This window comes from Shewanella sp. FJAT-51649 (assembly GCF_019457435.1).
Taxonomy (GTDB): Bacteria; Pseudomonadota; Gammaproteobacteria; order Enterobacterales; family Shewanellaceae; genus Shewanella; species Shewanella mangrovisoli.
In genome coordinates this window covers 2076148-2091105 of the sequence record NZ_CP080411.1, presented here as the reverse complement: position 1 = coordinate 2091105, position 14958 = coordinate 2076148, and the positions used below count along the sequence as shown (strand labels likewise).

Genomic DNA, 14958 nt, shown 5'->3' with positions numbered 1-14958 from the left:
ACACCAATTTACTGGGGAGTCTTAATTCTCTCCGATAAATGCACCACAGAGATGCCAAAATAATCACCCTCGCCTAAATAATTCACTGCTTGCCAGTGCATTAAGGCGCGGTAATTGCCATAGACCAGATATTTTCGGCCCTTAACACCGTCAGGCATGATAAGCGAAGCGTGAATATCCTCACGATTCGGTAAATCCGTATTATCGAACCGCCTGACACCGAGCTGTTGCCACTTGGCTAAGGTTTGGGATTGATTAAGTCCGATAAACTCAGCCTTAAGATCCGCCGGTGCTTGAACCTGACGTCCCCAAGTATCTTCACCATTCCAGCCCTGCTGCTTTAGCAGATTTGCGGCAGAGGCAAACGCATCGGCCACATTATGCCAAATGTCTTTTTTACCATCACCGTCGCCATCTTGGCCGTAGGCTAAATATTCACTCGGTAGCAATTGGGTTTGTCCCATAAAACCTTTGTCATTGCTTTTAAGATCATCAAACTTAAGATGCTCTTTATCCATGATGGAAAGCGCAGCCATAAACTCCCGTTGGTAACGCGCCGTATCTTCGCCAGTAAAGGCTAACGACGCCATCACAGACAGTACTGGATAATCCCCCGACGCATCCCCAAAGTTAGAGACTAAGCCCCAGAGCGCCACTAAAAACCGCGGCTGCACCTGATACTTATCGGCAATATTGCTAAATAGCACTTCATGCTCGTTAAAGAGTACGCGCGCCGTATCCACCTTCCATTCTGGCACCACCTCTGGCAGATAGGTTTCAAGGGTTTGGGATTGGCTTGGCGCTGCGGCCACATTGGCTTTTTTAAAGCGTTTTATCTGCGGGAAAGCGTTGTTGATCGTCGCTTGGCTAATGCCTTGGGCACTTGCCTCTTGCTTAAGCTTTAGGAGGTAATCGTTGAAGGAAGCGTCTTGCCCTAACGCGCTATGGCTTATCAAGGGCAAGAAAATCAATGTACATGCTGCAACGCGTTGAAGGAGGGTCTTTGGCATATACCTTTGTCCGCAGTTTATGGGCTAGTCTTTAATCCCAAGACTTTCTCTGTGTTCGGCCAATAAATTAACCTGCGGTGGCGGAATTTGTAAATAAAAACCCTTTTCCTCGAGTGCTGCTTTGACCTTTTGAATATCGGCGATACCGAGGGATTCACGCTTAGCGATGGGGAACACCATCACTAACTGAGGCACACCAAACATCTCCAACAACGCTTGGGGAACATCATCAAAACAGTCCCTTTTGTTCACAAATAAGTAAGTGTCAGCCTTTCGACTACTTTTATAAACCGCACATAGCATAAGAGTATAAATATCCAATAGTTCAAACTTGCCAGTCAATGGGGCACACTATAACATGGTCGCCTAGTAATTTAATTGTAAAATCAGCGAACCGACTGATGATTTCTGGAGAATAGTGCCGGGATGTCAAAACCTAGCTTAGAGTTAAAAGGCGCTTCTTTTACTCTTTCAGTGCTTCATATCAATAGCAGCGACTTAAATGCTGTCATGGCTGAATTAGATAGCAAATTGGCACAAGCCCCTCAATTTTTTCTGGGTGCCCCTTTAGTCGTCAATCTCAGCGCCATCCAAGATAACGATTTCAATTTACATGGCTTAAAAGAGTTATTACTTTCCCGCCAGCTCGTTATCGTGGGGATCACCGGAGCAACGACTGCTCTTAGTAATCAAGCCAAGACCCTAGGCCTTGCTATCGTCAAAGCGGGCAAACAAAGCGTGACGCCCCCGCCTGCACCGCGTCAAACGAAGGTTTTGAAGCAAAATATCCGCTCAGGCCAGCAGGTCTATGCAAAAAATGGTGATTTAATCATATTTGGTGCCGTAGGTAATGGCGCTGAAGTCATTGCCGATGGTAGCATTCATATTTATGGCGCATTACGAGGAAAAGCCATGGCGGGCGCGGCCGGCGACAGCAGCGCGGTAATCATCGCCCATTCCCTCGAGGCCGAATTAGTTTCAATAGCAGGGCAATATTGGCTCGCTGAAAATCTACAACAACATAGCTCAGATAAAAGCGGCTGCATTCGCTTAAATGGCGAGTCGCTTATCGTTGAATCATTGCCCCTCTAAATGGCATAAAAAAGGATAGAGAGAAACATGGCACAAATTATTGTTGTCACTTCAGGTAAAGGTGGTGTTGGTAAGACCACATCCAGTGCGGCGATTGCAACTGGACTTGCAATACAAGGGCATAAAACTGTTGTTATCGATTTCGATATAGGCTTACGTAACTTAGATTTGATCATGGGCTGCGAGCGCCGCGTCGTCTATGACTTTGTCAATGTGATCAACGGCGAAGCCAATTTAAATCAGGCACTCATCAAAGACAAACGCTGTGAAAAACTGTTTGTACTGCCTGCATCGCAAACCCGCGATAAAGATGCACTGACTAAAGAAGGCGTGGGTCGTGTGCTCGATGATTTAGCCAAAGAATTTGATTTTATTATTTGTGACTCACCAGCAGGGATTGAGCAAGGTGCGATGATGGCGCTGTACTTTGCCGATATCGCTATTGTGACCACCAACCCTGAAGTGAGCTCGGTTCGCGACTCTGACCGTATTCTGGGCATGTTGCAAAGCAAGTCACGCCGCGCCGAACTGAATTTAGAGCCGATAAAAGAGTACTTACTGCTGACTCGTTATTCGCCGAGTCGGGTAAAATCGGGCGAAATGTTAAGTGTTGACGATGTAAAAGAAATCCTTGCCATTGAATTACTTGGTGTTATCCCTGAATCACAATCTGTACTCAAGGCCTCTAACTCAGGGGTGCCTGTGATTATCGATCAAGAGAGTGATGCAGGTGCGGCTTACAGTGATACGGTCGCGCGTTTACTGGGTGAAGATGTGCCAGTACGCTTCATTACGGAAGAGAAAAAAGGTTTCTTACAACGGATATTTGGTAGCTAATTATGTCTTTACTCGACTATTTCAAAAGCAAGAAAAAGCCTAGCACTGCGGTAATGGCAAAAGAGCGACTACAAATTATTGTGGCCCATCAACGTGGACAACGGGACACCCCCGATTATTTTCCACAGATGAAACAAGAAATTATCGCAGTTATCCGCAAATATGTGCATATTTCTGATGATCAAGTTTCTGTGCAGTTAGATCAGAACGACGATAACCTGTCGGTACTCGAACTTAACGTCACATTGCCTGACAGATAAGTCGAGCGTTGGCGTCATCCTCATCACGGGGATGACGCTTTCTGCTGCGCTTTCCCCAGCCTTCGGCGACATAAGATTGAACTAAGACTTGGTTACACTTGTTTAGCAAAGCTTTATGTTCGCGTTCATAAAGGTCTTAACAACACGCCAAGACCTCGATGTTACTGCAGATTATGTATTAATCAGCTCTCAAATTAGATGTCAAGCTTGGCCAACAATTCGGCGGCGATTTGTCCGCGCCAGCCACTTAAGACCGTCGGTAACTCACCCTGCTGTTTATCCCAACGCCATTGTAAATACTCATGAATATGACGTTTAGATCCCAGCATCTCCATCGGGATAGCATGCTGCTCGCACAGTTCAGTTAAGCAGGTTTTAATATTCTTAAAGGCCGATTTGTAACCTGGTTTAAGCGCTAAGACATCCACTAATTCGGGAGGGTTGCTTAAATCGGCAGTCTGCATCACCCGTAAAATATCTTTACCGTGAATGCGTTTCTCCTGCTCGGTCAAATCGTTCAGTTTGAGCAAATCGCCCATGCTCTTAGGCTGCTTCTTCGCTAGCGCGATCAGGCCGTGATCTTTAATCACAAAGCCCAAAGCTAAATCCCGCGCTAAGGCTTTTTCTAAACGCCACTTAGCCAGCACTTTAAGGTAAGCCAATTGATGCTCGGTAAGCTGAAAAGCATTCTTCACTCTCAGGTACGCAGTATCCATATCGGGCGTCGCTAAGCGCCCTTCTGTCATCCGCTCACCTTCTTCATACAGCCAGCCTAAGCGATCTTGCGCTTTAAGCTTGTCGGCAAGTTGCGGATAGAGTTGATACAGATACAACACATCGTTGGCGGCGTAGCTCAGCTGCGCCTCAGTTAAAGGGCGGCGCATCCAGTCGGTGCGCGACTCACCTTTATCAATCACTTCACCTAAACAGGTTTCCACTAACTTGGCATAACCTAGGCCATGGCCCATGCCACATAAAGAGGCTGCGATTTGGCTATCGAACAAAGGCGTAGGTTGACGCTGACCATAATGGGCGAAGACTTCTAAGTCCTCGCTGCACGAATGCACCAATTTGATGATGTTGGGATTATCCAGCAAAGACCAAAATGCACTGAGATCTGGCAGCGCAACCGGGTCAATTAAGGCCAAGGTTTTACCATCATAGGCTTGAATGAGGCCAAGCTTAGCGTAATAGGTACGTGTGCGCACAAACTCGGTATCTAACACGAGCAGTCGGCTCTGTTGATATTGAGCGACGAGGGCATTAAGGCTCGCTTCGTCGCTCACATACTGAAACACTGACAAATTCTTCTCCAGTTCCTGTGGGTTAAGCACCGTCCATAAAAACAAAAGCCGGCTCATTGCCGGCTTCAATCTTACGCGCGCTTCACTTCGTCTCGAAGTTCTCGTCGCAAGATCTTACCCACGTTGGTTTTAGGTAACTCGTCCCTAAATTCTACCAGCTTCGGTACTTTATATCCCGTTAAATGCGCGCGGCAATGCTTAATGATGTCGTCAGCGGTTAAAGATTTATCTTTTGCCACCACAAACACCTTCACTAATTCACCACTGGCGTCATTAGGCACACCAACGGCAGCCACTTCAATCACTTTAGGATGTAACGCGACCACTTCTTCGACTTCATTGGGGAAGACGTTGAAGCCCGACACTAAAATCATGTCTTTCTTACGGTCGACGATATAGAAGAAGCCTTGTTCATCCATATAACCGATATCGCCGGTGGCAAGCCAGCCGTCTTTATCGATCACTTTGGCCGTTTCCTCTGGGCGCTGCCAGTAGCCTTTCATGATCTGTGGACCTTTACCAAACAGTTCACCCGTCTCGCCTTGCGGCAACACATTACCTGCATCATCACGCACTTGAATTAAGGTCGATGGCGCAGGGAAACCGATAGAACCATTGTAACCGTCTAAGTTATAGGGGCAGCAAGTGAGTAGCGGCGAGGCTTCGGTTAAACCGTAACCTTCAAGTAAACGGGTTTTCGTGATGCTTTGCCATTTATCGGCCACGGCTTTTTGCACCGCCATCCCGCCACCAATGGATAATTTTAGGCGAGAAAAATCCAGTTCAGCAAAATCGCTACTGTTCACTAACGCATTAAACAGGGTATTGACGCCTGTCAGCGCGGTAAAAGGATATTTTTTCAGTTCGGCCACAAACCCTGGAATATCCCGAGGATTAGTGATTAACAGGTTTTGGCTGCCCTTATGTAAGAACAGTAAGCAGTTTACTGTTAAAGCAAAAATATGGTAAAGCGGCAAGGCTGTTACTACAAATTCGTTGCCATCACGCAGTGCGGGTGAATAAGCACCATTGGCCTGTAATACGTTTGCGACCACGTTTTTGTGGGTCAACATGGCGCCCTTTGACACTCCAGTCGTTCCACCAGTGTATTGCAAAAAGGCTAGGTCATCACCCGTGATAACGGGTTTGACATACTGCATTCTGCGCCCTCTTGAGAGGGTTTCGCGCATTGAAAGTGCATGGGGTAAATCGTATTTAGGCACTAGTTTTTTAATGTATTTGACTACAAAGTTCACTAAGGTGCGTTTTGGCGCGCTCAGCAGATCCCCAAGCCCGGTGATAATCACACTTTTAACGGGTGTCTGGTCGACAACCTCTTCCAAGGTACGGGCAAAGTTTGATACGACAACAATGGCCTTAGCGCCAGAGTCGACTAATTGGTGCTTTAATTCGCGGGGAGTGTAAAGCGGGTTAACGTTCACCACCACCATGCCCGCACGTAAAATACCAAACAGCGCAATGGGATATTGCAGCAGGTTCGGCATCATCAGGGCGACACGGTCACCCTTTTGGAGTTTCAATTCATTTTGCAGATAAGCGGCAAACGCACGGCTGCGTTCTTCAAGTTTACGGTAAGTTAGCGTGGCACCCATGTTGATAAATGCCGGTTGATCCGCATATTTGGCCACCGCCGTCTCGAACATATCGACGAGCGATGAATACTGATCCGCATTAATCTCGGCAGGTACATCTTTTGGCAAATGATTAATCCAAGGCTGATCCACTACTTTCTCCTAAATCCCCACAACTGCGGACACGGTATCCCTACTACCGTCAATACTCGACAAATACCGAGTTAAAATACCGACTTACATTTTATTGTTATTGATTGACCCGCATAAATCATACGGGCGTTTTAATTTTGATCATCATCACATAAAAAAAACAAAAAACCTAGCGTCTTTTTTATGTAAGCAAAAGCGATTATTCGACAAACTGCTGGATCAAGTGCGCAACCCCTTTGGCGTTATCCATGTGCACATGGTGGTCGCCCTCGAGCATATGTTCAGACAAGTGTGTGAACCATTTCCTCGCCTTGGGCAGCGCAGCCTGCAACTGGCTAAAGCCCTGTTTGCCGCAGATTAATAAGGTCGAGACCGAAATATGCTGCATCAGTGCATCAACCTGCTCAAAGGTCAGCCGCATGGGTGAGTCGAGCCTTAATCTTGGATCGCTACGCCACGCAACACCATCGGTGGTTGGTTGCATATTGCGCTCGAGTAACAAACGGCACCAAGGCTCCGCCAGCCCCGTTAAGTGCACTCTGGCTTTTACTGCGGTGTCCATATTGTCGTAGACTTTTAGCTGTTTATGCTTTTGCGCTAAAAACTTCTCGTGCTGATAAAAACTCTTTCGCAGCCGCGTTTTCGCTTGAGTCGCCGACTCAAACAGTGGGCTTAACGCCTCAATCAAAATCAGTTTGTTGACCTTTTCTGGAAAGGTCGCGGTATACGCCGAGGCAATAATGCCCCCTAATGAATGCCCTATGATAGCCAGCGGCTTTTGCGGCAACATCGCCAGTAACGCATCGAGATCGTATAAATAGTCAATCCAATGCAATGGATAATGTCCCGGCCGATGCGCAGAAAAGCCATGACCGGGCCAATCTATGGCAAGTATTTGATAATGAGGCAAATACTCAGCGAGAGGCTCAAAACTGTTCGCATTGTCTAACCAGCCATGCAACGCAAGCAATAATGGCTTATCTTTCGCTCCCCATAATCGACCACTCAGCTTGATATGGGGTAACACAAACTCGACTTGATTTTTGGGGGCGAAAGATTGCCACATATTGCCTCTAATGTCAGGTGATTAGCGCGATTTTTTGATAAATTTGAGCGTCATGCGATCGCTCTCACCAATTGCTTGGTATTTTTCCTTATCGGTATCGCCCAAGGCAAACGAAGGTGGCAGCGTCCAGACGCCCTTGGCGTAGTCCTTAGTGTCTTTCGGATTGGCGTTGATTTCTGAGCTTTCGGCTAAGGTAAAACCCACTTTTTTGGCCAGCGCGATCATCTCGTCTTGGTCCATGTAGCCCGTGCTCATATTCATGCCTTTATTGGCTCTATGTTCGACCACGCCAAACACACCGCCATCTTTCAGCACTTTATAGGAGGCGGCAAACACGTTTTCGAGCTGGTCGCTTGAGGCCCAGTTATGTAAGTTACGGAAGGTTAATACCAAGTCCGCACTGCCATCGGCACCTAAATTCATCTTGGCCGGTGGGTCGAGAACCACCATTTTTGCATTACCAAATAAAGCTTTATTGGCCGTCATCCAAGTATCGAATTTCACGCCCGCATTGGCGCGATAGCGATTACCTGGGGTATCCGTGCTTGGGGTAGTTTCGAAACTGGCGGCAATATACTGCCCCTTAGACGCAAGATAAGGGGCAAGAATTTCAGTGTACCAGCCATTGCCGGGCCAGAGTTCAATCACGGTTTGTGTCGGGGTTATACCAAAAAATGTGAGGGTTTCAGCGGGGTGACGATAAATATCACGACTGGCGTTTTTCGCTTGGCGAAATTCGCTCTTAATGGCCTTATCCAAGCCTTCATCGGCATAGGCCATACCGGAACATAAACCAGCAATCAGCATACTGGCGACGAGTGTGACTTTTTTCATAATAATTCTCCTTGGATACCGAAGACTTAAGCTAGCAGTCTATATAAAAAAATCCAAGAATTAGCCGCACAAGTTGACTATTTAGGCTGTAAATATTTGTGATGCCATAGCGACATTATGCCGCCATAGATTAGCGAGAGATGGCAGAATCCACCCGCCGCCAAGCCATAAACAAGGCGCAGAGACTGCAAAACAGCCAAATGGCGACCCAAATCCATGCCGGGATCCATGAACGCTCGGCCAGCAGCACCGCATCGCCCTGCCCTTCGAGTCCGAGCAATACCGTCGGGCTTGCCAGCGCATTGAGCATGATCATCAGGCCGATAATGCGTAAAAATTGCGTGAGGATTTTATTTTTGCTGAGTTTTAGCGGCAGTAACAACACTATCGTCAGCACAGCGAATATGGCTAAGGTCAGTAAATCTCGCCCCCACAGCAGGCCGCTTAACACCACTAAGCCGCCTAAAAACGCAAAACTTAGGCGAATGCCCTTAGGCCAAGTTGCCAACAGGTAAATAAGGTATCCCCAACAGGCTGCGCCAAAATAGCCCGCAAATCCAATCACCAGTGGCGAGCCACCTTGGCTAAAGCAAAAACCTGCACCATTGGGGAAGAGTTGAATATGACTCACTATGCCGCCACTGAGCACAGTCGCTATCCCATGGGATAACTCGTGAAAATAGCTCTCTAGCCACTTAAAAGGCACGCTCAGATAAGGGATGCGCGTCAATATCAGTGCCAGCATTAGTTCGATGATAAACAAACCACGGCTAGGCAAACCGCCGGTTAAACGTGGAGTAAAACGGGATTGAGAAGACACAGGCGCAGTATCAGGCATAAATATCCACACCGACCATCTGCTGAATTTCTTCACGTTTGGCGGCATGTTGCGTTTGTAGGTATTGGGCGATAGCCCCTTGATGACCTCGGGTGCTTTGCTCGTACTCGAGCTGGGCACCGAGTCTAGATTGTAGGTTTTGTGATGACCCATCCGCAGTATCATCAAAAGCTAAGGCAGAAACCGCATCGAGCTCAATCACAGGGCGTGGCGCTTCCGTGGGCGACATTCCCTGTATGACTGCGGGGCGATTACTCGCAACCGCTTGTGTCAAACTCGTTTGAAGCGAATTTACCTGCATCAAAATGCCCAGTTTATATCCTATAAGCCTAGTTAACCTTGTTAGGCGGTTGTGACGAGTGCCTAACTAAGAATTGATGTCTGCATCGAGAACCCATGCAGACAATCTAGATTCTAACGTATCATAGGCGAGAATGAACAGTTTATTCACGTCCCGGTAACTTTTTCCATGTCACAGTATCGCGTAGGTACACAGGTTCGAGTTCATCGACACTGGTGGTTAGTCCTGCTTTGATACCCGCTTCGGCCAGCGCTAACATGGCACGGGCATCGGGATACTTCACCGCCGCTAAAGTGGTAATCCCGCTACCTAACGCTAATAACTCGGGATAGGCATCAAAGCCAGTACCACAGCCCACAATGGCTTTATTAAGATCGAATGCCAGTTCAACCTGCTCTGGCGCGCTCACTACCTCTTTACCGACTAAGGTGGCAATGCCATCGACGGCAACGAATTGACCCCAGTACACTTCTCCCATGCGCGCATCGATACAACAGAGCACTTGCTCGGCAGCGTGCTCAGCAATCGCCATTTGTGCCATGGCCGCTAAGGTTGAAATACCGATAACGGGTAAGTCTAACCCTAGGGCTAAACCTTGAGTCATGCTAGTGCAAATACGGATCCCCGTAAAACTACCTGGCCCACGGCCGTAGGCAATGGCATCCAGTTTATCTAAGCCGACATTGGCTTGTTTTAATACGGCTTCCACCATAGGCAATAAACGCTGACTATGCTCCCGTGGCGCATCAGCTAACTCAGCAAAAACCTGTCCTTGATAATACAGGGCAGCCGAACAAGCTTCGGTACAAGTGTCGAGGGCGAGAATACAAACAGAGTCTTGGGGTGTTGTCATATAAAAACCGCGCTGTGGGTATAGTTGAGCAGACGAATAGCGACTTATCGAAGTCCTGCACTATACCAAGTGTAAATTGGCGCAAATGATAACATCAAATAATCGAAAGCAAAGGCTTAAAAACAGCGGTTAATGGCTCGATTAGCTTAGTGTCGAGTTTGTGATCGCCATCACTAACTCAACAACCTCTTCGGCCTTTGGCCAAATATTGGGAAACTTTTGCCCTATTTTAGGTCAGAGCAAACAGTGCTGAAGCTTTTGTCTCACTTAATCAAGATCACCAAAGCAACAAGTACAACCTAAGCATCGTTTTTACTCTCTCCCTTTGACGCGAAGCTTCGCGTGATGCTTTCACACTGTTAATAAGGAAATTCAATGAGCAGTACCAGAGAAAATACCCTTAAACCCCTGCGCCGTTTAAGACGCCTACGCCGCACCGAAGCGATGCGTGACCTAGTGCGTGAAACCCAAATTTCCCTAAGTGACTTGGTTCACCCACTCTTTATTGAAGAGCACATCAGCCAAGCCGTGCCTATTTCAACCTTACCGGGGATCAGTCGTCTGCCCGAGAGTGCGCTTGCCGATGAGATCCAAAGGCTTTACGCATTAGGGATCCGCTATGTGATGCCCTTTGGAATATCCCACACCAAAGATGCACAGGGCAGCGACACTTGGGATGACAATGGCTTACTCGCACGGATGATCCGCACCATCAAAGCCGCCGCGCCAGAGATGATGGTGATCCCCGATATTTGTTTTTGTGAATATACCGACCACGGACACTGCGGCGTATTGCACCATGACGAAGTCTGTAACGATCAAACCGTGGCTAACTTAGTTAAACAATCCATTACCGCCGCCAAAGCGGGAGCCGATATGCTGGCGCCATCGGCCATGATGGACGGCCAGATTAAAGCCATTCGCCAAGGGCTGGATGAGGCAGGCTTTGAGCACATTGCCATTTTGGCCCATGCTGCCAAGTTCGCCTCCTCCTTCTATGGGCCTTTTAGGGCCGCGGTGGATTGTGAACTTAGCGGAAACCGTAAAGGCTACCAGCTCGATTACGCCAATGGTCGCCAAGCCTTGCTCGAAGCGCTACTCGATGAAGAGGAAGGCGCGGATATTCTGATGGTGAAACCCGGCACGCCCTATTTGGATGTGTTAAGTCGCCTAAGACAGGAAACCCACCTCCCCTTAGCGGCTTATCAAGTCGGCGGCGAATATGCCGGCATTAAGTTTGCCGCACTGGCGGGCGCCCTCGATGAGCGCGCCGTCGTCACCGAAACCTTTATCGGGTTAAAGCGGGCCGGCGCCGATTTAATTGTCAGTTATTACGCGAAACAATATGCCGAGTGGTTAGCGCAATCCCGCTAATGCGCTGAGTCTTCAGCCTATTGACCAAGCAGTTAACGAAAACGCCACCCTAATCGGTGGCATTTTTTATCCGTCATTTTGCTCGAACATTAAGCCTATGCTTGCAGCTCGGCAAAAAGGGCTCTGATCTTCTCAACCTTTGGCCTTACCACAATTTGGCAATAGGGCTGCTCACCATGCAGGGCGAAGTAATCATTGTGGTAATCCTCTGCGGGATAAAATGACTCAAAGGCCACCACTTGGGTCACTATCGGCGCATCAAATACCCTTTCCTCGGTTAATTTGGCAATCATGGCATTGGTCTCTTCAATCTGCGCCACATCGTGAGCAAAGACGACGGAGCGATACTGTGGCCCTTTATCATTGCCTTGACGATTCAGCGTGGTGGGATCGTGACTATCAAATAACACCTGCAGCAGTGTTGTAAAGCTGATTTGCGCAGGGTCAAATTCGATGTGCACCACTTCGGCATGCCCCGTTAATCCCGAACACACCGACTTATAATCGGCATCGCTCGCTTCGCCGCCCGAGTAACCTGAACTGACATTCAGCACACCCTTAAGGCTCTTAAAAATCGCTTCAACACACCAAAAACAGCCCGCACCAAAGGTCGCAAAGGCCGTTTTATGCGTCGATGCAGCCGCCTCATCGGCCGCTTGAAACAGCATGGAGACAGAATTAACGCAGTGACGAATATTCTTCGGCGTTAAATATTCCCCTTCGAACACATGACCTAAATGGCCGCCACACTGGCTACAGACGATTTCGGTACGGCGGCCATCGGCGTCAACATGGCGACTCACCGCGCCCGGAATTTCATCATCGAAGGCTGGCCAACCACAGTGGGCATTAAACTTATCTTCTGAGCGATACAAAGGCGCATGGCATTTTTTGCACAAATACACGCCTTTGGCGTCATGTTTATAGTACTCACCGCTAAAGGGACGTTCTGTGCCCTTTTCTTCTATGACATAGCGTTCAAAATCAGTCAGTTTGTTCATAAAAGTCTCCTTTAGCTCCTAAGGTATTCGCCTGCATAAGACCGTTTATTCCTTAGGTTTATTGCGCCTCGGCCTGAATTGGCTTTTTGGCATAGTAGCCGCTTTAGTCGATAAAATCCTGTTGATTGAGCCATTGCTTAAATAACTGGAGGAAAATTCAGCAGTAATCTCAGTCCGTCGTCTTGAGTGTTTGCACCAAACAGAGTGCAAAGCTACACTTGCTGCGGGTCAATTCTCTACCCAAATCCTTTCTATTTTGGCCGCTTTGCACTAGGGCTTAGCGCACCATACCGATAATGAGATAAGTGGCAACGACTCCTTACCGTTATCCTTAGAAAGTGTTTGGTTAACAACCATATATAACAAGTAGAAACAATATGAAATTAGAAACCATTGATTATCGCGCAGCCGATAGCGCCAAACGCTTTGTCGAATCCCTACGTGAAACGGGCTTTGGTGTGCTCTCTAACCACCCTATCGATAAAGAGTTGGTCGAAAGTATTTACACTGAGTGGCAAGCCTTTTTCAATTCTGACGCTAAGAACGAGTTTATGTTCAATCGTGAAACCCACGATGGCTTCTTCCCCGCGTCGATTTCAGAAACCGCAAAAGGCCACACAGTTAAAGACATCAAAGAGTATTACCACGTGTACCCTTGGGGTCGTATTCCAGATTCTTTGCGTGCCAATATTCTGGCCTACTATGAAAAAGCCAATGCACTGGCCTCTGAACTGTTAGAGTGGATTGAAACCTACTCACCAGACGAGGTGAAAGCCAAATTCTCTATCCCGCTGCCAGCAATGATTGCCGACAGCCACAAAACCCTGCTGCGCATCCTGCATTACCCACCGATGACGGGCGATGAAGAAATGGGCGCTATCCGCGCTGCAGCCCACGAAGATATCAACCTCATCACTGTGCTACCCGCGGCCAACGAGCCAGGGCTGCAAGTGAAAGCCAAAGACGGTTCTTGGTTAGATGTACCAAGTGATTTTGGCAATATTATCATCAACATTGGTGATATGCTGCAGGAAGCCTCGGGCGGTTATTTCCCATCGACCTCACACCGCGTGATTAACCCTGAAGGCACGGATAAGACTAAGTCGCGTATTTCTCTGCCCTTATTCTTACACCCTAATCCTTCGGTTGTGCTGTCTGAGCGCTATACCGCCGACAGCTACTTAATGGAAAGATTGCGCGAGCTGGGCGTCCTGTAATTTCAACTACGCGTCAGCGAAATGAGTGATAAGCTCAAATTCGCATCAAGATTAAGCAATTAAGCGCCTTCGGGCGCTTTTTTTATGACATTCGTCGCCTTCAAGGTAGAATAGCCGTCTTTAGATCATTTAGAACAAGGCGCTATCATGGCAATTCAATGGTATCCGGGGCACATGCACAAGGCACGCAAAGAGATCGAAGAGGCTATGCCTCAGGTCGATCTGGTGATTGAGGTGCTGGACGCCCGTATTCCCTACAGTAGTGAAAACCCCATGGTGTCAAAGCTTCGCGGCGACAAACCTTGTATCAAGCTACTGAATAAATCCGACTTAGCCGATCCTGATATCACTGCCCAATGGATTGAATACCTTGAGCGTGAACAAGGGGTAAAAGCGACTGCGATTACCACGCTACAACCGGGTATGTTGAAAATGCTACCGGATCTTTGTCGTAAGTTAGTACCGAGTCGCGATAAGACCGAAAAGGACATTCGCACTATGATCATGGGGATCCCTAACGTAGGTAAATCCACCATTATCAATACCTTAGCCGGTCGTGTTATCGCTAAAACCGGTAACGAACCCGCCGTCACCAAAAGCCAGCAGCGTATTAACCTGCGCAACGGCATTGTGCTCTCGGACACACCAGGGATTTTATGGCCTAAAGTTGATAACGAAGCCAGTAGCTATCGCCTCGCCGTCACGGGTGCCATTAAAGATACCGCCATGGAATACGAAGATGTGGCACTGTTTGCCGCTGGTTATTTCTTAAAGGCGTACCCGAAGGAAATTTGCGAGCGCTATAACATCAGCGAATTACCTCAGGATGATATGGCGTTACTCGAAGAAATCGGCCGTAAACGTGGCGCACTGCGTCCCGGTGGTCGCATCGATTTGCATAAGGCTTCAGAAGTCGTGTTACACGATTACCGCTCAGGTCGAATTGGCCTGTTGTCCCTCGAAACCCCTGCGATGGCTGAAATCGAAAAAGCCGAAGTGGAACGCATTCTGGCTGAAAAAGCCGCCGAAAAGGCCGCTAAGCTAGAAGCGGAAAAACTGAAACGCTCAGGGAAGCGACATAATGTTTAAGCGCTGTATTTAAGCGCTGTGCGTAAGCCTAACCGAGCAAGAGGCGCTAAAGCGACTAATTTAAGTGATTAATTAAATTGATTATTTAGATTAAAAATCGCTTTACAGAATGCATCAACAGCCCTAAGTTCGGAATA

16 protein-coding genes are annotated in these 14958 nt (G+C 47.9%); 6 read left to right on the top strand and 10 right to left on the bottom strand.

Going from position 1 to position 14958, the window contains the following annotated elements; genetic code table 11:
- Positions 1–8: 8 nt before the first annotated feature.
- A complete protein-coding gene (locus tag K0H59_RS09420) occupies positions 9–1010 on the bottom strand; it encodes a lytic transglycosylase domain-containing protein (protein WP_220055342.1) in 1002 nt (333 codons plus the stop codon).
- A 24-nt stretch (positions 1011–1034) separates the two neighbouring features.
- Positions 1035–1313: a YcgL domain-containing protein gene (locus K0H59_RS09415; protein ID WP_220055584.1), complete on the bottom strand. Its 279-nt coding sequence runs from the start codon at positions 1311–1313 to the stop codon at positions 1035–1037.
- A 123-nt stretch (positions 1314–1436) separates the two neighbouring features.
- On the opposite strand from K0H59_RS09415, the gene minC reads away from it, so the two are divergent.
- Genes minC through minE form a run of 3 tightly spaced genes read left to right on the top strand, consistent with a single transcriptional unit; the run spans position 1437 to position 3199 of the window.
- Positions 1437–2102, top strand: a complete 666-nt coding sequence (gene minC / locus K0H59_RS09410; RefSeq protein WP_011717312.1) for a septum site-determining protein MinC — start codon at positions 1437–1439, stop codon at positions 2100–2102.
- Between the two features lie 27 nt (positions 2103–2129).
- Complete coding sequence (minD, locus tag K0H59_RS09405) at positions 2130–2939, top strand: septum site-determining protein MinD (protein WP_011717313.1); 810 nt, start codon at positions 2130–2132, stop codon at positions 2937–2939.
- Positions 2940–2941: 2 nt separating this feature from the next.
- Positions 2942–3199: a cell division topological specificity factor MinE gene (gene minE / locus K0H59_RS09400; protein WP_011622938.1), complete on the top strand. Its 258-nt coding sequence runs from the start codon at positions 2942–2944 to the stop codon at positions 3197–3199.
- Positions 3200–3393: 194 nt separating this feature from the next.
- On the opposite strand, the gene rnd is transcribed toward minE, so the two are convergent.
- From rnd to tsaB, 7 genes are all read right to left on the bottom strand, one after another.
- A complete protein-coding gene (gene rnd, locus K0H59_RS09395; RefSeq protein ID WP_220055583.1) occupies positions 3394–4503 on the bottom strand; it encodes a ribonuclease D in 1110 nt (369 codons plus the stop codon).
- 71 nt (positions 4504–4574) lie between these two features.
- Complete coding sequence (gene fadD, locus K0H59_RS09390) at positions 4575–6248, bottom strand: long-chain-fatty-acid--CoA ligase FadD (RefSeq protein ID WP_011717315.1); 1674 nt, start codon at positions 6246–6248, stop codon at positions 4575–4577.
- A gap of 199 nt (positions 6249–6447) precedes the next feature.
- Complete coding sequence (locus K0H59_RS09385; protein ID WP_011717316.1) at positions 6448–7314, bottom strand: alpha/beta hydrolase; 867 nt, start codon at positions 7312–7314, stop codon at positions 6448–6450.
- Between the two features lie 21 nt (positions 7315–7335).
- Entirely contained in the window at positions 7336–8148 is an 813-nt protein-coding gene (locus K0H59_RS09380) for a class I SAM-dependent methyltransferase (RefSeq protein ID WP_220055341.1), read from the bottom strand.
- A 130-nt stretch (positions 8149–8278) separates the two neighbouring features.
- Positions 8279–8986: a M50 family metallopeptidase gene (locus tag K0H59_RS09375; protein WP_220055340.1), complete on the bottom strand. Its 708-nt coding sequence runs from the start codon at positions 8984–8986 to the stop codon at positions 8279–8281.
- Positions 8979–9287, bottom strand: coding sequence for a hypothetical protein (locus K0H59_RS09370; RefSeq protein WP_220055339.1), 309 nt, complete (start codon positions 9285–9287; stop codon positions 8979–8981). The genes K0H59_RS09375 and K0H59_RS09370 overlap by 8 nt, the downstream gene beginning before the upstream one ends.
- 142 nt (positions 9288–9429) lie before the next feature.
- Positions 9430–10140 carry a tRNA (adenosine(37)-N6)-threonylcarbamoyltransferase complex dimerization subunit type 1 TsaB gene (gene tsaB / locus K0H59_RS09365; RefSeq protein WP_220055338.1) on the bottom strand — a complete coding sequence of 237 codons (711 nt, stop codon included), beginning with the start codon at positions 10138–10140 and terminating at the stop codon, positions 9430–9432.
- A 375-nt stretch (positions 10141–10515) separates the two neighbouring features.
- On the opposite strand from tsaB, the gene hemB reads away from it, so the two are divergent.
- The gene (gene hemB / locus K0H59_RS09360) at positions 10516–11514 is read left to right on the top strand and encodes a porphobilinogen synthase (protein ID WP_220055337.1); all 999 of its coding nucleotides are present in this window, start codon (positions 10516–10518) and stop codon (positions 11512–11514) included.
- 95 nt (positions 11515–11609) lie between these two features.
- Here the strand turns inward: hemB and K0H59_RS09355 are convergent, their stop codons facing one another.
- Complete coding sequence (locus tag K0H59_RS09355; protein ID WP_220055336.1) at positions 11610–12515, bottom strand: bifunctional methionine sulfoxide reductase B/A protein; 906 nt, start codon at positions 12513–12515, stop codon at positions 11610–11612.
- A gap of 377 nt (positions 12516–12892) precedes the next feature.
- Here K0H59_RS09355 and K0H59_RS09350 point away from each other — a divergent pair, with 377 nt between their 5' ends.
- Together K0H59_RS09350 and ylqF are read left to right on the top strand one after the other, a co-directional pair.
- Complete coding sequence (locus K0H59_RS09350) at positions 12893–13732, top strand: isopenicillin N synthase family oxygenase (protein WP_220055335.1); 840 nt, start codon at positions 12893–12895, stop codon at positions 13730–13732.
- A gap of 147 nt (positions 13733–13879) precedes the next feature.
- Positions 13880–14821 (top strand): ribosome biogenesis GTPase YlqF, encoded by a 942-nt coding sequence (gene ylqF, locus K0H59_RS09345; RefSeq protein ID WP_069454860.1) that lies wholly within the window; start codon positions 13880–13882, stop codon positions 14819–14821.
- Positions 14822–14958: the final 137 nt, after the last annotated feature.